We start from the raw sequence: 16,216 nt of genomic DNA, 5'->3' as shown, positions 1-16,216 counted from the left end.
GCTCGCTCCGCTCGCTCACGCCTTCTCCTCGCTGCGCTCGTCGGCGGCGTGAGCGGGGACCGGTGCCGGGACGTGCAGGCCGGTGACGGTGTACGCGCGTACCGTGGCGATCCGGCCCCTGACCGGCAGGTCGCCCAGCGGCCGCACGGTGATCGCGGCCCCGGCGGCCAGGCGGGTCGCCTCGCCGATGACGACCTGGCCGGGCTCGGCGAGCGTCTGCAGGCGGGCCGCGACGTTGACGGCGTCGCCCATCGCGTTGAAGCCGCGCAGCTGCTCGCTGCCGATGTTGCCGACCAGCGCCGGGCCGGTGTTCGCGCCGACCCGGAACCGCGGCCAGTCGGGGTGCCCGGCGGCGATCGCGTCGACCCCGCGCTGCATGGCCAGCGCCGCGCGCACCGCCCGCAGCGCGTGGTCGGGCTGCCGGGCCGGGGCGTTGAACAGCGCCAGCAGCGCGTCGCCGACGAACTGCACCACGGTGCCGCCGTTGTCGAGGATCGCCGGCACCGCGACGCCGTGGTAGCGGTTGAGCATCCGCACGATCTCGGCCGGCTCGACGCCCTCGGAGAACGTGGTGAAGCCGCGCAGGTCGGCGAAGAGTGCGGTCACCTCGACCACCTCGCCGCCGAGCGCGGCCTGGTCGGGGTCGGCCAGCAGCGCGGCGGCCACGTCCGGCGAGAGGTAGTGCCGGAACAGGGTGCCCAGCGTGCGCGACACCTCCCGCTCGGCCGACAGCGCCGCCGCGGCCCGGTCCAGCACCGCGGTCTGGCCTTCGGTGAGCCCGAAGCGTTCGGCCAGGCGGGCGGCGACCGGCCCGGTGGCCGCCCCGGTGCGCTCGCGCTCCTGCAGCGCGGTGACCAGCTCCTCCAGTGCCGCACCGTATTCGGCGCGGATCGCACGGGCCGTCTGGTCCAGGGTGATCGCGTCGAACAGGCCGGCGCTGCCGCCCTCGCGGCCGTACTGCACGTACGCGCTGTAGGCGACGAAGCCGAACGCGAACGCCAGCAGCAGGTGCCACTCCCACCAGGACAGCTGCCACTTGTACGCCAGCAGCACCGCCACGCTCGACTCGGCCAGCAGCGTGAACGCGGTGACGATGCTGATCAGCATGGCGGCGGGCTTGCGCCGGTGCATGGCGAAGTAGCGCAGCGCGGCGACCAGGTAGAGCACGACGGTGGCCGCGGTGACCCAGGCCATCGCGCCCTGCACGTCGCGCGGGCCGGGCCGGGCGCTCAGCGGCGGCAGGTCCAGCAGCTCGACGACGCCCCAGCCCAGGATCAGCAGCCACAACCCGCCTTGCAGGTAGGGCCGAGCCCGCAGCACCGCCGTGCCCCGCGCCCCCTCCAGCGGCAGCGACGAGACCAGCGCGAACACCGACGCCACGGCCAGGCCCACCGGCTGCGACAGGTCGAAGCCGACGGAGGCGTGGTGCACCAGCACGCCTGGCGTGGCCAGCGCGTGCAGCAGCAGGAACCCGGCGCTGGCCAGGAACGCCAGCGACACCAGCAGCAGCCGCGCGTCGGCCCGCTTGCGCGCCACGGCGGAGATCCGGATGCCCAGCACCACGTTCACCGCGGCGACGACCAGCACCAGCCAGAAGTGGCTGTGCGAGTCGTGCCAGGAGATGTCCGCGCCCGGCACGGCCAGCAGCAGCCACAGCCCCGCCATCGGCAGCGCGAGGTGCAGCAGCCAGACCAGGGCGCGCACCGGCTGGACGGCGGGAGGGAGGAAGGGCCGCGACACGCCGACACCCTACGCCCCGCGGCACCGCCGCAGAACTGTCGCGAATGCGCTGTGTGGACTAGTACGCAGACTCCCAGCCGCTGACGCGGTTGTCTGGACGCGTCGCCGGTGCTGTGTCCGGCGGCGTTAGGAGCTGACCATGAAGCGCAACGGACCTCTGCTCACGCTGCTGGCCGGCCTGGCCCTCGCGGCCGTGCTGATCACCGTGAACCTGACGGTCACCGCACGGGGTGGCGACGACCCGGACCCGGCCGGGTTCGGCGCCGCGCCGGCCACGAGCGCGCCCGCCGAGTCCGCGCCGCCCGCGGCCTCGCCCTCGGCGGAGGCGTCCCCCGCCGCCGTGCCCGCCGCCAAGGTGAACGCCACCTGGGCGGGCACCGTCGACGGCGGCGGTGCGACCATCGCGATCTCGGTCACCGACGGCGTCGCGGTGGCGTACCTGTGTGACGGCAAGAAGGCCGAGGTGTGGCTGCAGGGCACCGCCGCGGCCGGCAAGCTGTCGCTGACCGGCAAGAACGGCGCGACCCTCGTCGGCACCTTCGGCGGCGGCAAGGCCACCGGCACGGTCACCGCGAGCGGCCGCAAGTGGACCTTCACCGTGAAGGCGGTCGCCAAGCCGTCCGGCCTCTACCGCGCCACCGCGACCGTACGCAACGCCAAGGTCGTCGGCGGCTGGATCGTGCTGCCCGACGGCAGCCAGGTCGGTGTCGTCACCGTCGACGACGTGCCGCAGCCCGCACCCGCGATCGACCCGGCCACCGGCGCGGTCACCGTCGACGGCGCGGCGCTCACCGCTGAACCCGTCACCGGCCCGCTGACCGCGAACTGACATGGACGAGCACCGCAGACGACTCGTGGCCGTCAGCGCCACCGGCGAGCAGGAAGGGAAGAAGGCATGAGCGAGCAGACGAGGCGTACCAGGGTCTCGGCGGCGGGGTTGTACGTGCCGCTGCTGCTCGGCGCGGTGGTGACGGTGACCCTGGGCGTGTACGGCAGCGTGCACACGCCGACCGGGATCGCGGTGAACGTGGCCGGCTTCTCCGGCCCGCAGACGGTGAAGGTGTGGCTGGCCACCGGCGCGGCGCTGCTCGCGCTGGTGCAGCTGGTCAGCGCGTTCGCGATGTGGGGCAAGTTCGGCCCGCGGGTGCCGTCCTGGATCGGGCCGCTGCACCGCTGGTCGGGCCGGTTCGCGTTCCTGCTGACCGTGCCGGTGGCGGTGCACTGCCTGTACGCGCTGGGCTTCGCCACCTACGACACCCGCACCCTGGCCCACTCCCTGCTGGGCTGCTTCTTCTTCGGCGCGTTCACGGTGAAGATGCTGAGCCTGCCCAAGCGCGGGCTGCCCGGCTGGACCCTGCCGCTGCTGGGCGGCGCCGTGTTCACCGCCCTGATCGGACTGTGGCTGACCTCGTCGTTCTGGTACTTCACCACGATCGGGGTGCGTTTCTGATGAACCGGGAGACCGCGATGCACGACGACACGACCACCGGCGCCTGCGCGGCCGGCTGCGCGTCCCGGCGGGCCGTGCTGGCCGGCGTGGCCGGGGCGGCCGCGCTGCTGGCGGGCTGCCAGACGTACGGGGAGAACACGGCGGCGGAGCCGCTGCCCGAGCCGGCCCCGGCCACGACCGGGCCCGGCGACCCCGCGCCGGCCACGACGGGTCCCGGCCCGGCACCCGGCACCACGGGTCCCGGCGCCACCGCCGCCGCCCCGCCCGCGGCCAAGCCGCTGGTCGAGGCGGGCAAGGTGCCGGTGGGCGGCGGTGTGGTGCTCGAAGGCGAGCGCCTGGTCGTCACCCAGCCGCAGGCGGGCGTGTTCAAGGCGTTCTCCGCCGTCTGCACCCACCAGGGCTGCATCGTCACCAGCGTCGCCGACGGCGTCATCGAGTGCGGCTGCCACGGCAGCCGCTTCCGCGCCGCCGACGGCTCCGTGGCCGGCGGCCCCGCCAACCGCCCCCTCCGCGAAATCCGTGTCAAGTCCGACGCCACCGGCGTCTTCCGCGCCTGAAGGAAGGGCACCTTCCTCTCGTTGCCGGTGGAGGAAGGTGCCCCTGCTCGACTGCCCGTCAGATGCGCGAGCTGGCGCTGACGGTGAAGCCGGTGTTCACGGCCGCACCCGCGTTGGTGTAGCAGCTGACGTCGCGCACGTACAGGTCGACGCCCGAGATCGTCCACGGGAAGTTCAGGCCGCAGAAGTTCGAGTTCGAGCCGGCCGCGGTGACCTGCACGGTCAGCGGCGCGAAGCCGATCTGCCGGAAGGTGACCAGGGACAGGCCGAGACCTGCCGAGATGAGGGTGTTCGCGCCGTAGCCGAGCACCGAGTTGAAGTTGGTGAACGCCGGGCCCACCGGCGGGGCGTTCCAGAGGTAGCCGAAGTACTGCGGCGGGAATCCGGCGCCGTAGAGCGACGCCTTCTGCTGGTACGACACCGTGAAGCGGCTGTTGACCAGGGCGCCCGCCGAGTCGAAGCAGAGCACCGTGACCTCCTGCTGCGCCGGGATCGAGGTCCAGTTGCGGATCTTGCAGCGAGTGCCCGCGGTGGCGACGGCGGTCACCTGCGCGCTGCCGTCGATCGGGCCGCCGGAGCCGATGCCCGGGAACTTCACGCTCCACTGGCCCACACCCATCGGCGTGACCAGGTTGCCCGCGCCCACCGCGTTGTACTGGCTGATGATCACGCCGGTCGGCTGGGTGTCCACGTAACCGTAGGGCCCGGACGCCCCGACGCCTGAGGCCATGGTGAAGAAGGCGCTGAAGCCGCTGTTGTCGGGCACCCCGCCGACCCGGTAGCAGCGGATGATGGCGATCTCGTTGGCGCCGGACGGGAACCAGGTCTCGGCCTGGCACCAGCGTGGCGCGGTGGTGATCGCGGTGACGTGCACGACGCCCCCGGGGGCTGCCTGGCCTGGGAACGTGACCTGGTAGCGGCCGACGGCCAGCGGGACGACCGTGGTGGCCGCCGGGGTGGTGCCTCCGGCCACCACCGCCGCGCCGTTCCACAGGACGAACCCGAACCGGTTCGGCACGGCAGCCTGCGAGGGCGTGCCGGCGACCAGCAGTGTGCCGAGCATGGCGACGATCCCCACCAGGGTGGAGAGCACGCGTGTCGGTCTTAGCATGTCCGATACCTTTCCGTGACGGGACGGTAACTCGATACATGCAAACATGTGGATCTAACGATCTCAATGAATCTGTCGGAACCTGGCTGGAGAGTGAATACGCCGCGGCTACAGGTCCTCGGCGCGGTACTGCTCGACGACCTGGTAGCCCATCGAGCCGTAGAGGCGCATGGCGATCGTGTTGTGGCCGAAGACGTTCAGCCCGAGCTGGGCGTCGCCCGCCGCCGCGGTCGCCTGCTCGCCGACGAGCATCGCGGCGCGCCCGTAGCCGCGGCCCCGGTGCGCCGGGTCCACGTCCACGCCGAACACGAAGCTCATCCCGGGCACGAAGCCGTGCCGCAGCCATATCGTGGCCACGACCTCGTCCCCGGCGGTCACACACCAGAGGGCGTGGCCGGCGGTGCGCAGACCCTCCGGGAGCAGCTCGTCGTGCTCGGCGACGGACGCCGCCAGCGCGTCGGCGGGGGAGCGGCTGCCGGAGGCGGCCATCTCCTCGGCGTACATGCGGATCGCCTGTTCCCGCCACAGCCCGAAGTCGACAGGGGTCATCGGCCGCCCGGCGACGCCGGCGGGCAGGGACACCCCGGCGGGCACGGTCTTGACCATCTGCTGCGCCCGCAGGGGGTACGCGCCGAAGAGCGCGTCGGCGGCCGGGTCGCCGGGTGCGGTCACCACGGCCAGGCGGCTGCCGCCGTCCGCGGCGGCGTGTTCGCGGGCCCACGCCACCGCCGCGCGGCCCAGGCCCCGGCCGCGGTGCTCGGGGGCCAGCCACAGGTCGTGCAGGCTGCGCTGCTCGGGCCGGCCGGGCCGTGACCCGCCGAGGGCCAGGAAGCCCGCCACCGCGCCGCCGACCTCGACGGCGTACACGCGCCCGCCCTCGTCGTCGCGCTGGTTGCCGAGGCTGCGCTCGACCTCCCGGGTGATCGTCGCCGGGTCGGTGTAGCACCGGACGTACCGCTCGCGCAGCCGCCGCGCCCACTCCGCCCGCCACCGCTCGATCTCCGGCCCCGTCGCCTCGCGCACGCTGATCATGCCGTGACCCTACGAGGACCGGCCCGCTTGGTCCATCCGTCACACCGGGACACGGCGCCGGCCAGGCCCGGAACCGTCGGCGCCGGTCGACCGTTGACCACCGTGGTGCCGGCGATCATGCCGGGCGACGGCGGAAGGCAGTGGGCGATGACGACGATCGGGTTGATCGGCAGTGGGCACATCGGCGGCACCGTGGCCAGGCTGGCCGTGGCCGCCGGGTACGACGTGGTGCTGAGCAACTCGCGGGGCCCGCAGACACTGGCCGACCTGGCCGCGGAACTGGGCCCGCGGGCGCGCGCGGGCACCGTTGCCGAGGCCGCCGCGGCGGGTGACCTGGTGCTGGTCAGCGTGCCGCTGCACGCCTACGACAGCGTCCCGCCGGAGCCGCTGGCCGGCAAGGTCGTGATGGACACCAACAACTACTACCCCGAGCGCGACGGGCAGATCGAGGTCCTCGACGACGGCAGTTCCAGCAGCAGCGAGCTGCTGCAGCGCCACCTGGCGGGCGCGCACGTGGTGAAGGTGTTCAACAACATCTTCTTCAAGCACCTGGGTTCGCTGGCCCGCCCGGCCGGTGCGCCGGACCGCACCGCGCTGCCCATCGCCTCCGACGACCCCGCTGCCAAGGCGGCCGTGACGGCGTTCCTGGACGCGATCGGCTACGACGCGGTCGACGCCGGCCCCCTGGGCGCGGGCGGCCGCAAATACCAGCCCGACACCCCTGCCTACGGCACCCCGTACGGCCCGTTCAGCAACGAGCACGGCACCCCCGCCCCCGCCGCCACCGTCCGCGCCGCCGTCGAAGCGGCCTGATGTAAGGAAGGGCGCTTTCTCAACGCTTCGCGTTGGAGAAGGCGCCCTTCCCGTCGTGCTGGTGGGCAGCGCCTGCGGAAACCGCGGTGCCCGCGGAAACCTCGGTGCGGTGGCGAGGCGCGCGTGGCAGGATCGGCCGCGTGCCCGCGCCCCACGGATTCGACTTCGCCGTGCGCGCCGACGGAACCGTCGCCGTGTCGCACCACCGTGCCGTGGTGACCCTGCTGCGCGGCGACCGTGCCAAGCGTTTCCTGGACGAGGTGGGAGCCGGTGACCCGCAGGAGGTCATGGCCCGCTGGACGGGCAACTACCGGCACGGCAACGAGCGCACCGCACGCGACCACCCGCGCAACGCGCGGCGCTGAGCGCCTGAGCCGGACGATCAGCGCGTCAGGCACCCTCAGGACGCCACCACAGCCGCCCTCCCGCGTTGCCCGGCCCGCACGGTTCAGCTCTGTGCGGCAACGCTCTGCTCGTCGCTGACCGCGGCCGCGGGTGCCTCGGCGGGTCGGGGCACGCCAGCTGCCGACCTGCGCCCCCTGACCAGCAGCACGGACACGGCCGCGACCCCGAGCACGATCAGGGGCAGCACCATGGTCGACTTCATCGCCGCGGTGAAGCCCTCGTGGAACGTGGTCAACGCGAGCTGCGCGATCTCCGGCGGGGCGCCCGCGGGCAGGTGGGCTCCGCTCTGGCCCGCGCCGACCTCCATACCGCGTGATCCGGCCTCGTCGAACGCGGCGACGAAGCGGTCGCGGAACGGCTCGGGCAGCGCGGCGGCGTTGGTGCGGGCCTGCGCGGCCAGGTCGACGGCGAGCCGGGCCTGCAGCAGCGCGCCCACCGCGGCCGCGCCGATGACCGCGCCGAGCTGTCGGGTGGTGTTGAAGACGCCCGAGGCGGCGCCGGCGAAGCGCGGCTCGATGTCGCGCATGGCGATGGTCTGCAGCGGGGCGAAGACGCCGCCGAGGCCGAGGCCCGCGACGAGCAGGCCGGGGAGCAGGTCGCCACGGTCCGAGCCGGCCTGGGCGGCCAGCACGACCCAGGTGAGGCCGGCCGTCCACAGGATCATGCCGGCCAGCAGGACGTACTTGCCGTGGCGGTCGGCCGCGCGGCCCGCGACGGGCGCCACGAACATGGAGATCAGGGACATCGGTGCGGTGGTGAGCCCGGCCTGCAGTGCGGTGAGGCCGAGGACCGACTGCAGGTAGATGGTGAGCGGCAGGAACAGCCCGAGCATGCCGAAGGAGACCGCGGCGACCACGGCGTTCATCACCGAGAAGTTGCGGTCGGCGAACAGCCGCAGCGGGATCAGCGGCTCGGCGTCGCTGCGCACGTGCGACAGCCAGACGAACAGGGCGAGGACCAGCACCCCGGCCGCGATGACCATCGGGATGGTGACCGGGCCCCACACCCGCCCCCAGTCGTGCGACTCGCCCTCGATGAGGCCGTAGCAGATCAGGAACAGTCCGGCGGTGACCAGGGCGGTGCCGGGCAGGTCGAGCCGGTGGCGGCGGTTGAAGCGCAGGTCGGGCATGATGACCGCGGCCATGACGAGCGCGATCACGCCGACCGGCACGTTGACGAAGAAGATCCAGCGCCAGCCCCACTCGGAGACCAGCCAGCCGCCCAGGGTCGGCCCGGCGACCGTGGCCAGGCCCGCCACGCCACCCCAGACGCCGAACGCGGCGCCGCGCCGCTCGGCGGGGAAGATGGTGGTGATGACGGCCAGCGTCTGCGGGGTCAGCAGTGCCCCGCCGAGGCCCTGCGCGATGCGGAACACCACGAGCTGGGCCGGATCCTGGGCCAGCCCGCAGGCGATCGAGGCGACCGTGAACAGCGCGAGGCCGATCATGAACAGCCGCTTGGGGCCGTGGACGTCGCCGAGCCGTCCCGCGGTGATCAGCAGGACGGCGTACACCAGGATGTAGGCGTTGAGGATCCACAAGATCTGGTTCAGCGTCGCGCCGAGGTCGTCGATGAGGTCCGGGATCGCGATGTTCACGATGGTCGTATCAAGAAGGATCATGAAGAAGCCCAGGCACAGCACCGAAAGGATGAGCCACGGGTTGCGTTGCGGGGCGTCGGCCGCGGGCGCGGCCCCGGGCGTACGCTGAGTGATCATGGCGTGTCTCCTGTCTGCGTCCGAGCGGGTGGAGCATAGTCCTCGGACGATGACTTCCGCCGTACCGTTCGTCTGTCGGGGTGGCGGCCGGATGCACGCAGAGTGATAAATTGACATATTCAAGGTAATGCGTAAGGTCTGATTCGACCGCTACGGGAGCCACGTAGCAGCGCGGAAGTGGGGCAGCCTTCCGCGGCTGAAGTCGAAGTCCGACCATGCGTGCGTTCGCGTGCGGTGCGACGGCCCCGGGCTCCCTCGGTATCCGCCCACGCGTGCATGGCACTCCGTACGAAGGAGTTCCCATGTCCACCACACTCGCCGCTCGACGGCGGGCCGCACTCTACGCGCTGATCGTGGCCGTCGCCTCGGTCCTGCTGCTCACCACGGCGCTGGCGAAGATCGCCGACGCGCACGGCAACATCGTCAGCCCAGCCTCGCGCAACTACGGGTGCTGGCAGCGCTGGGGCAGCGACTTCCAGAACCCGGCGATGGCCACCCAGGACCCCATGTGCTGGCAGGCCTGGCAGGCCGACCCCCAGGCCATGTGGAACTGGAACGGCCTGTTCCGCGAGGGCGTCGCCGGCAACCACCAGGGCGCCATCCCGGACGGCCAGCTGTGCAGCGCGGGCCACACGCAGAGCGGCCGCTACAACGCGATGGACACCGTCGGTGACTGGAAGGCGCAGTCGATCGCGAACAACTTCAGCGTCAAGCTCTACGACCAGGCCAGCCACGGCGCGGACTACATCCGGGTGTACGTGACCAAGCAGGGGTACAACCCGATCACACAACCGCTGGGCTGGGGCAACCTGGAACTGGTCGGCCAGATCGGCAACACCCCCGCCTCGCAGTGGACCCCGGAGAGCGCGGGCGGCGTGTCGATCCAGGTCGGCGGCACCGCCAGCGGGCGCACCGGCCGGCACATCGTGTACACCATCTGGCAGGCCAGCCACCTGGACCAGTCGTACTACTTCTGCAGCGACGTGACCTTCGGCGGCGTCAACCCGAGCCAGTCGCCGTCGGCGTCCCCGTCGCCGAGCCGCCCGCCGTCGGCGTCGCCGTCGCCCAGCCGGCCGCCGTCGCCGAGCCCGTCGGTCTCGCCGAGCCCGTCGTCGTCCCCGCCGCCGCCCGGCGGCTGCTCGGCGTCGTACTCGCTGACCGGCCAGTGGCCCGGCGGCTTCCAGGGTGAGGTCAAGGTGACCGCGGGCTCCTCCGCGATCACCAAGTGGACGGTCACGGTCACCTGGACCAACGGCCAGCAGATCACCAACGCCTGGAATGCCACGGTCACCACCAGCGGTTCCACCGCCACCGCCAAGAGCGTCGCCCACAACAGCGCGCTCGCCGCGGGAGCCAGCACCACCTTCGGCTTCCTCGGCAGCTACACCGGCAGCGCCAACGGCGCTCCCGCCCTCACCTGCTCACCCACCTGACAGGAGGAAGGGCGCCTGCCACAACGCATAAATTGTGGTAGGCGCCCTTCCTCACCACGCACATCGTGTGGGCAGCGCCCCCGTGGCGCTGCCCGCACGGTTGTGGTCAGGAAGGCGCGGTTGCCCGCTTGAGTCGCGCCTCACGCTCGGCGGACCGGCCCAGCGCGATCAGGTATGCGTGCCGCTCCCCGCGCTCCACCAGCAGCGCCCCGGCGACGAAGAGCACCAGCGGGAACACGATCAGGAGCACCCACTGCCCGGGCACGAGCAACACGGGCGGGTTGAACCGCTGCGTCGACACGATGAACCCGTTGAACGCCACCGGCACGAGCATCTGCAGCGCGAGCGCCGGGGCGAACATCGCCAGCAGCCGGCGGCGCACCGGCGCGGCGGTCCGCACCAGGCAGTACAGGATCACCAGGACGAGGATCCGCCCCAGCACGACGGAGATGATGCCGCTGACGTAGTAGTAGCCGAAGCCGCCAGACGTGTTCCAGCCGCCCAGCGCCCCGATCGAGTCGACGGCGCCGCCCGGCGTCCGGGTGACCACGGCGAGCATCACCTCGATCGTGGGCAGAACAGCGAGCATCGCGAACGCGAGCGTCAGCACGACGGTGCGGCGGGCGCCCAGGCTCGCCTGCGGGCGCGTCCGGCCCCGGGCGGTGAGCGCCAGCGCGCCGCCGACCCCGAGCACCAGCATCCACCAGGACTGCAGAACGCCGGTGGGGTTGTCCGGATAGTCGCGAAACGCCGTGACCGCCTCGGCCAGCACCGCCACCCAGGCGCCCGCGGCCGCCACGAGACGGAACCCGGTGAACGCGAACACGACGGCCAGCGCCCAGCCGGCCAGCGGAAGCCACAACCGGCCCGGTAGCCAGGGGAAGACATCGTCGAAGCGCCAGAACGACGCCAGGGATGAGCCTGCTCTGCCGAGCTGGTAGGTGAGCATCATGAACGACGCGACCAGGCCGAACACGGCGGCGGCCGGAGCCCAGCGCCCGTCGGCGACGCTCGCGCCACGCCCGCCCAGGCGCATCCAGGCTGCGCAGCGGACCAGGTTGGCGGTCTCACGCAGGCCGGGGAAGCGCTGCTGCGGCTTCGCCCCGGCCATGAGCACGCCGATCATCTCGTCCTCGTACTCGTGCCGGTGCGCGGCCGGGAACAGGGCAAGCAGGCGCTCGTACCGGCGTGCCAGTTGCTCGTGGTGCTCGCTCACGCCGCCCCCGTCCCGGGGCGCAGGGTGAAGCCGGACAGCCGGGCGGCGGCCGCGTCGGCGTTGCGGCGCAGGCGCACCGTCTCGGCGGCCAGGCGCTCCTGCCCGACCCCGGTGAGCCGGTAGTAGCGGCGCAGCCGGGACGCGACGATCTCCTCGCGGTCCACTTCGATCAGACCGCTCTCGCGCAGCCGGTCCAGCACGGAGTAGAGGGTGCCGGTGTGCAGGCGGACCTGTCCGCCGGAGATGTCGCGCACGTCCTCGATCACGGCATAGCCGTGTCTGGGCTCGCCCGCCAGCGCCGTGAGGATCAGGAAGGCGGGCTCCCCCATGGATATCTCAGCCATGCCGGGAGCATATACGTCCAACAAACATATGCAATCTGCGAACCTGTCACTCGGTCGTGGCCGGACGGTCCTGATCGGAAGGCGGCCCGTCGGCCAGGCCGAGCAGCGGCAGGCACGGTGCCAGCCCTTCGACGGTCACCGGAGGACGGTCGCGCTCCTGCCAGGCCTGCCTGGACAGCCGCAGCCGGCGGATCACCCGCAGGCGGCCCTGGTCGTCGTGCCGCTCGATGCCGTCGTGGGCGTAACCGAGCTTGGCCGACACCCCGAGCGACGACACGTTGTCGGTGAAGGCCGCCGAGACCAGATCCGTCGCGCCGAGGTGGATGAACGCCAGGTGTGCCACCGCGGCCCGCATCTCCGCGCCGACGCCCTGCCGCTGGTGCCGCAGGCCGAGCCAGCTCGCGGTCGCGCACTCGGCGGTCACCGCGAGGTCGGTCGCCTTGAGCATCTGCATGCCTACCGGCGCACCCTCGTGGAACACCGTGAGCGGGAGCTTCCAGGCCTTCGGGGTCCACTGGCCGAGCAGGCCCCAGTGGTGCAGCACGACGGACCTGGCCCGCTCGGCCGGCGGCAGCTCGGTCCAGCGGATGCGGAACGGCATGTACGCCGGGTCGTGCACGCCGTCGGCGGCGACGTCGGCCAGCGTGGCCAGTTCCTCCGCGTCGGGTAGCCGCAGCTGCAGTCGGGGCGTGGTGATCCGGAGTCCGACCAGCGGGAAGTGATCGATGAGCATGAACCGATGGTCGGCGCGGATCGGCGGCCGGGTCAACGCGATTTCCTGGGGTGGAGGACATCACATTTCCCAACCGATCAGGTCGGCACCCCGAATAATTGCACGAATAGCACAAAACGCCCCAACCGGGCGTGACGGATCACCGGCGAACAAGCTCGCCGACAACCGCGCTGACGGCCGGTCGCATTCCAGCTTGAGCAGGTGATTTAACCGATAACCCGCATGCTGGGAATCCGGGTCGTCCGGAAGGTAGCGTTCCGCCCATGTTGATCCAGGATCAGGCTGTGGCGTCCGCGCCCTGGACCGGCCTCAACGCCGGACACCAGGTGGGGATCGCCCCGCTGCGCCGTCCGATGGCTCCGGCGGTGCCCGGCACCCGCATGATCGTCGACGAGTACCTGGCCCGGCTGGCCGAGGGCGACGCGGAGCGTATCGCGGAGCTGTTCGCCGACGAGGTCGAGTGCTACGTGGCGGCGTCCGAGGCGGCCCCGTGGATGGCCAGCCGAGGGCTGGCCGCCGACTTCCTGCGGCTGACGATGCCGCGCTTCGAGCTCGGCCGCAGCACGGTCGAAGCGGACAAGGTGCTGGTCGACGGCACCGACGCGGTGGTGCTGGGTCACTTCATCCATGTGATCAAGCCGACCGGCCGCCGGCTGTCCTCACCGGTGGCCATCCACCTGAGCGTGTCGGGCGGTCGCATCACCTCGATGCACATGTACGAGGACAACGTCGCGCTCGTCTCGCGGATCCGGGGCAAGCGCCCCATCACGTCGTCGGCCTGCGCCGCCGCCAAGAACGCCCTGGGCTGAGCCCGCCCGCCCGCCCACCCGAACCGGCCCGATCCGCGATTCCGCGGACGGGCCGGTTCGTCGTGTGGACCAATGGGGGGAGCCGGTCGGGCCTCCGACCGGCGTCCGGTCAGCGTGAGGGGGACGCCGTGGGTCGGCTCGACGGCAAGACGGCGGTGGTGACGGGCGGGACCACGGGCATCGGGCTGGCGGCCGCGCAGCGGCTGGCCGCCGAGGGCGCGCACGTGTTCCTCATCGGCCGCCGCGAGCAGCAGGTCGCCGACGCGGTGGCCGCGATCGGCGCGAACGCCACCGGCATCACCGGCGACGTCACCTCCGCCGCCGACCTGGACCGGCTCTATGCCGCGGTCCGGCAGCGCGGTGCGGGCCTGGACGTGGTGCTGGCCAACGCGGGCGGCGGCGAGTTCATGCCGCTGGACCAGGTGACTCCCGAGCACTTCGACGGCACCTTCGACCTCAACGTCAAGGCGCTGCTGTTCACCGTGCAGAAGGCCCTGCCGCTGCTCGGCGAGGGCTCCTCGGTCATCCTGACCGCGTCGACGGCCGGTTCCAACGGCGAGCCGGCGTTCAGCGTGTACGGGGCCTCGAAGGCGGCGGTCCGCTCGTTCGCCCGGTCCTGGGCCATGGAGCTGAAGGATCGGGGCATCCGGGTCAACGCGTTGAGCCCCGGCCCCGTGGAGACGCCCGGCATCAGCGGCCTGGTCGCCGATGAGGGGCAGGCGCGGCAGTTCAAGCAGGCGTTGATCGACCGGGTGCCGCTGGGCCGGATGGGCCGCCCCGAGGAGGTCGCCGACGCGGTTCTCTTCCTCGCCTCCGACCAGAGCACCTTCATCACCGGCATCGAGCTGTTCGTGGACGGAGGCATGAACCAGGTCTGACCCCGTCCGCCGGGTCAGGGCCGGGGGAGCAGCGCGATGGTCTGGTCGGCGATGGCGCGCAGCAGGTCGGGGCCGACGCCGGCCTTGCCGACGGACTCCATGCCGCGCAGGGCGGCCAGCACCACGGCGGCCAGCTTCGCGGGGTCGGCGGCCGGATCGAGGTCGCCCTCCCGCTGCGCGGCGGTGACGGTGTCGGTCAGCAGCTCGTGCAGGCGCAGGAAGGTCGCCCGGGCCCGTTCGGCGACGGCCGGGTCGTCGCCGGCCAGTTCGGCGGTGCTTTTGGCGAGCAGGCAGCCTCGACCGCCGTCGGAGGACGCGGCCGCGGTGCGCAGGTGCGCTACCAGGCGGTCGTACGCCCTTCCGGGGCCGGTCAGGTCGGCCTCGACCCCGGCGACGGCGTCGGTGCAGTAGCCGTCGAAGGCGCGCAGGAACAGCGAGTGCTTGTCGCCGAAGGCGCCGTAGAGGCTGCCCCGGCCGAGTCCGGTGGCGGCGGTCAGGTCGTCCAGCGAGGTCGCCTCGTAGCCGCCGGTCCAGAACTGCTCGCGGGCGGCCCGCAGCACCTCGGCTTCGTCGAACTTGCGGGGCCTGGCCATGGGGCCAGGTTAGCACGTATTGGACTGTATGATCCATTACGTGCCGGGTGGGTGGGACCGCCGGTGACGGGGGGACGATCGAGGGCGAGGATGGCGATATGACCAACGACATGACCGTGAAGCTCACGCACGGCGCGGTGATGCCGCGTATCGGTCTCGGCACCTGGCCGATGGACGACGCCCAGGCCGCGGCCTGCGTGGTGCAGGCCGTCGAGGCCGGCTACCGGCTCTTCGACACGGCGGAGAACTACGGCAACGAGCGCGGCGTCGGCCAGGGCATGCGCGACGCGGGCCTGCCCCGCGAGGAGCTGTTCGTCACCACCAAGTTCAACGCCCGCTGGCACGGCCGTGACCTGGTGCGCCGGGCCTTCGACGCGTCCGCCGAGCGGCTCGGCGTCGACTACGTCGACCTGCTGCTGATCCACTGGCCGAACCCCGAGCAGGACCGCTACGTCGACGCCTGGCGGGGCATGGTGGCGCTGCTGGAGGAGGGGCGGCTGCGTGCCGTGGGGGTGTCCAACTTCAAACCGGCCCACCTGGAGCGGCTGCGTGCCGAGACCGGGGTGCTGCCCGACGTCAACCAGGTGCAGCTCAGCCCGCGTATCGCCCGCAAGCTGCCGCGCGCCTACCACGCCGAGCACGGCATAGTCACGCAGTCGTGGAGCCCGCTCGGCCAGGGCCGCGAACTGCTGGCCGACCCGGTGATCGCCGAGATCGCGGCCGGGCACGGGCGCAGCCCGGCGCAGGTCGTGCTGCGCTGGCACCTGCAGCTCGGCCTGACCGCGGTGCCGAAGTCGGCCGATCCGCAGCGGATGCGCGAGAACCTGGCCGTCTTCGACTTCGCGCTGAGCGAGGCGGAGCTGGGCCGGATCTCCGGCTTGGACCAGGGCGAGCGCGCGGCGGTGGACTCCGACCTCGTCGGCCACTGAGCACCGCCATGGGCCGGGAACTGCTGATCGGCCTCGGCGTGGCACTGCTGGCGTCGTGGCTGTTGCTGGTCGTCGGTCTGCTGCTGGCGCGGCCGAAGGGCCCGCTGCTGGCCGAGGCGGTGCGGTTGCTGCCGGACCTGCTGCGGCTGCTGCGCCGCCTGGCCGCCGACCGCACCCTGCCCCGGGGCGTACGCGTCCGGCTGGCGCTGCTCATGGTCTATCTGGCCATCCCGTTCGACCTGATCCCCGACTTCTTGCCGGTCATCGGGTACGCCGACGACGCGATCATCGTGGCGTTGGTGCTGCGTTCGACGGTGCGCCGCGCGGGGCTGGCCGCGGTCCGCCGGCACTGGCCGGGCACCGAGGACGGCTTCGCGGCGCTCACCCGGCTGACCGGCATGCGCGGGCCTGAGTCGGGCTGACCAGTCCCTGATCTCGTCCTATTTCCGACATCGG

General features: G+C 72.3%; 18 protein-coding genes. 10 read left to right on the top strand and 8 right to left on the bottom strand.

What is annotated here, in order from left to right; translation table 11 throughout:
* Positions 1-15: 15 nt before the first annotated feature.
* Complete coding sequence (locus HAV39_RS25065; protein WP_191841669.1) at positions 16-1,665, bottom strand: adenylate/guanylate cyclase domain-containing protein; 1,650 nt, start codon at positions 1,663-1,665, stop codon at positions 16-18.
* A gap of 214 nt (positions 1,666-1,879) precedes the next feature.
* Here HAV39_RS25065 and HAV39_RS25060 point away from each other — a divergent pair, with 214 nt between their 5' ends.
* From HAV39_RS25060 to HAV39_RS25050, 3 genes are all read left to right on the top strand, one after another.
* On the top strand, positions 1,880-2,569 hold the full coding sequence (locus HAV39_RS25060; protein ID WP_191841595.1) for a hypothetical protein: 690 nt from the start codon (positions 1,880-1,882) through the stop codon (positions 2,567-2,569).
* Between the two features lie 66 nt (positions 2,570-2,635).
* A complete protein-coding gene (locus tag HAV39_RS25055) occupies positions 2,636-3,190 on the top strand; it encodes a DUF6529 family protein (RefSeq protein ID WP_191841594.1) in 555 nt (184 codons plus the stop codon).
* A complete protein-coding gene (locus tag HAV39_RS25050; protein WP_239120930.1) occupies positions 3,190-3,747 on the top strand; it encodes a Rieske (2Fe-2S) protein in 558 nt (185 codons plus the stop codon). Before HAV39_RS25055 ends, HAV39_RS25050 begins: the two co-directional genes overlap by 1 nt.
* A 58-nt stretch (positions 3,748-3,805) precedes the next feature.
* Here the strand turns inward: HAV39_RS25050 and HAV39_RS25045 are convergent, their stop codons facing one another.
* Positions 3,806-4,858 carry a hypothetical protein gene (locus tag HAV39_RS25045; protein ID WP_191841593.1) on the bottom strand — a complete coding sequence of 351 codons (1,053 nt, stop codon included), beginning with the start codon at positions 4,856-4,858 and terminating at the stop codon, positions 3,806-3,808.
* A gap of 108 nt (positions 4,859-4,966) precedes the next feature.
* Positions 4,967-5,890: a GNAT family N-acetyltransferase gene (locus tag HAV39_RS25040; RefSeq protein WP_191841592.1), complete on the bottom strand. Its 924-nt coding sequence runs from the start codon at positions 5,888-5,890 to the stop codon at positions 4,967-4,969.
* 117 nt (positions 5,891-6,007) lie between these two features.
* Between HAV39_RS25040 and HAV39_RS25035 the strand changes: the two genes are divergently transcribed.
* Positions 6,008-6,703: an NADPH-dependent F420 reductase gene (locus HAV39_RS25035; RefSeq protein ID WP_275413976.1), complete on the top strand. Its 696-nt coding sequence runs from the start codon at positions 6,008-6,010 to the stop codon at positions 6,701-6,703.
* A 140-nt stretch (positions 6,704-6,843) separates the two neighbouring features.
* The gene (locus HAV39_RS25030; RefSeq protein ID WP_191841591.1) at positions 6,844-7,068 is read left to right on the top strand and encodes a hypothetical protein; all 225 of its coding nucleotides are present in this window, start codon (positions 6,844-6,846) and stop codon (positions 7,066-7,068) included.
* Between the two features lie 83 nt (positions 7,069-7,151).
* Here HAV39_RS25030 and HAV39_RS25025 read toward each other — a convergent pair whose 3' ends face one another.
* The gene (locus HAV39_RS25025) at positions 7,152-8,825 is read right to left on the bottom strand and encodes a DHA2 family efflux MFS transporter permease subunit (RefSeq protein WP_191841590.1); all 1,674 of its coding nucleotides are present in this window, start codon (positions 8,823-8,825) and stop codon (positions 7,152-7,154) included.
* A gap of 302 nt (positions 8,826-9,127) precedes the next feature.
* Here HAV39_RS25025 and HAV39_RS25020 point away from each other — a divergent pair, with 302 nt between their 5' ends.
* Positions 9,128-10,258 (top strand): lytic polysaccharide monooxygenase auxiliary activity family 9 protein, encoded by a 1,131-nt coding sequence (locus HAV39_RS25020; RefSeq protein ID WP_191841589.1) that lies wholly within the window; start codon positions 9,128-9,130, stop codon positions 10,256-10,258.
* Positions 10,259-10,364: 106 nt separating this feature from the next.
* On the opposite strand, the gene HAV39_RS25015 is transcribed toward HAV39_RS25020, so the two are convergent.
* Genes HAV39_RS25015 through HAV39_RS25005 form a run of 3 tightly spaced genes read right to left on the bottom strand, consistent with a single transcriptional unit; the run spans position 10,365 to position 12,551 of the window.
* Complete coding sequence (locus HAV39_RS25015) at positions 10,365-11,474, bottom strand: hypothetical protein (protein WP_191841588.1); 1,110 nt, start codon at positions 11,472-11,474, stop codon at positions 10,365-10,367.
* Entirely contained in the window at positions 11,471-11,818 is a 348-nt protein-coding gene (locus tag HAV39_RS25010; RefSeq protein ID WP_191841587.1) for a PadR family transcriptional regulator, read from the bottom strand. Before HAV39_RS25010 ends, HAV39_RS25015 begins: the two co-directional genes overlap by 4 nt.
* Before the next feature lie 46 nt (positions 11,819-11,864).
* Positions 11,865-12,551: a GNAT family N-acetyltransferase gene (locus HAV39_RS25005; protein WP_191841586.1), complete on the bottom strand. Its 687-nt coding sequence runs from the start codon at positions 12,549-12,551 to the stop codon at positions 11,865-11,867.
* A gap of 263 nt (positions 12,552-12,814) precedes the next feature.
* On the opposite strand from HAV39_RS25005, the gene HAV39_RS25000 reads away from it, so the two are divergent.
* Both HAV39_RS25000 and HAV39_RS24995 read left to right on the top strand, forming a co-directional pair.
* A complete protein-coding gene (locus tag HAV39_RS25000) occupies positions 12,815-13,360 on the top strand; it encodes a nuclear transport factor 2 family protein (RefSeq protein WP_191841585.1) in 546 nt (181 codons plus the stop codon).
* 128 nt (positions 13,361-13,488) lie between these two features.
* Positions 13,489-14,238 carry an SDR family NAD(P)-dependent oxidoreductase gene (locus HAV39_RS24995; RefSeq protein ID WP_191841584.1) on the top strand — a complete coding sequence of 250 codons (750 nt, stop codon included), beginning with the start codon at positions 13,489-13,491 and terminating at the stop codon, positions 14,236-14,238.
* A gap of 14 nt (positions 14,239-14,252) precedes the next feature.
* Here HAV39_RS24995 and HAV39_RS24990 read toward each other — a convergent pair whose 3' ends face one another.
* Positions 14,253-14,831 (bottom strand): TetR/AcrR family transcriptional regulator, encoded by a 579-nt coding sequence (locus tag HAV39_RS24990; RefSeq protein WP_191841583.1) that lies wholly within the window; start codon positions 14,829-14,831, stop codon positions 14,253-14,255.
* Positions 14,832-14,929: 98 nt separating this feature from the next.
* Between HAV39_RS24990 and HAV39_RS24985 the strand changes: the two genes are divergently transcribed.
* The gene (locus tag HAV39_RS24985) at positions 14,930-15,760 is read left to right on the top strand and encodes an aldo/keto reductase (protein WP_191841582.1); all 831 of its coding nucleotides are present in this window, start codon (positions 14,930-14,932) and stop codon (positions 15,758-15,760) included.
* Between the two features lie 8 nt (positions 15,761-15,768).
* Entirely contained in the window at positions 15,769-16,182 is a 414-nt protein-coding gene (locus tag HAV39_RS24980) for a YkvA family protein (protein ID WP_191841581.1), read from the top strand.
* The last annotated feature ends 34 nt before the right edge of the window (positions 16,183-16,216 follow it).

The sequence above is a fragment of the Catellatospora chokoriensis genome (assembly GCF_011297315.1).
GTDB classification, from domain to species: Bacteria; Actinomycetota; Actinomycetes; order Mycobacteriales; family Micromonosporaceae; genus Catellatospora; species Catellatospora citrea.
Note: the sequence above shows the minus strand (reverse complement) of the source record. Positions and strands in the feature narration are given on the sequence as shown.

Excerpts from the sequence above, each read along its gene's own strand:
- HAV39_RS25040 (WP_191841592.1), bottom strand. The coding sequence starts at position 5,890 with ATGATCAGCGTGCGCGAGGCGACGGGGCCGGAGATCGAGCGGTGGCGG.
- HAV39_RS24985 (WP_191841582.1), top strand. The coding sequence starts at position 14,930 with ATGACCAACGACATGACCGTGAAGCTCACGCACGGCGCGGTGATGCCG.
- HAV39_RS25000 (WP_191841585.1), top strand. The coding sequence starts at position 12,815 with ATGTTGATCCAGGATCAGGCTGTGGCGTCCGCGCCCTGGACCGGCCTC.
- HAV39_RS25065 (WP_191841669.1), bottom strand. The coding sequence starts at position 1,665 with ATGGCGGGGCTGTGGCTGCTGCTGGCCGTGCCGGGCGCGGACATCTCC.
- HAV39_RS25020 (WP_191841589.1), top strand. The coding sequence starts at position 9,128 with ATGTCCACCACACTCGCCGCTCGACGGCGGGCCGCACTCTACGCGCTG.
- HAV39_RS25045 (WP_191841593.1), bottom strand. The coding sequence starts at position 4,858 with ATGCTAAGACCGACACGCGTGCTCTCCACCCTGGTGGGGATCGTCGCC.
- HAV39_RS25055 (WP_191841594.1), top strand. The coding sequence starts at position 2,636 with ATGAGCGAGCAGACGAGGCGTACCAGGGTCTCGGCGGCGGGGTTGTAC.
- HAV39_RS25005 (WP_191841586.1), bottom strand. The coding sequence starts at position 12,551 with ATGCTCATCGATCACTTCCCGCTGGTCGGACTCCGGATCACCACGCCC.
- HAV39_RS25035 (WP_275413976.1), top strand. The coding sequence starts at position 6,008 with ATGCCGGGCGACGGCGGAAGGCAGTGGGCGATGACGACGATCGGGTTG.
- HAV39_RS25025 (WP_191841590.1), bottom strand. The coding sequence starts at position 8,825 with ATGATCACTCAGCGTACGCCCGGGGCCGCGCCCGCGGCCGACGCCCCG.
- HAV39_RS25050 (WP_239120930.1), top strand. The coding sequence starts at position 3,190 with ATGAACCGGGAGACCGCGATGCACGACGACACGACCACCGGCGCCTGC.
- HAV39_RS25060 (WP_191841595.1), top strand. The coding sequence starts at position 1,880 with ATGAAGCGCAACGGACCTCTGCTCACGCTGCTGGCCGGCCTGGCCCTC.
- HAV39_RS24980 (WP_191841581.1), top strand. The coding sequence starts at position 15,769 with ATGGGCCGGGAACTGCTGATCGGCCTCGGCGTGGCACTGCTGGCGTCG.
- HAV39_RS25010 (WP_191841587.1), bottom strand. The coding sequence starts at position 11,818 with ATGGCTGAGATATCCATGGGGGAGCCCGCCTTCCTGATCCTCACGGCG.
- HAV39_RS24990 (WP_191841583.1), bottom strand. The coding sequence starts at position 14,831 with ATGGCCAGGCCCCGCAAGTTCGACGAAGCCGAGGTGCTGCGGGCCGCC.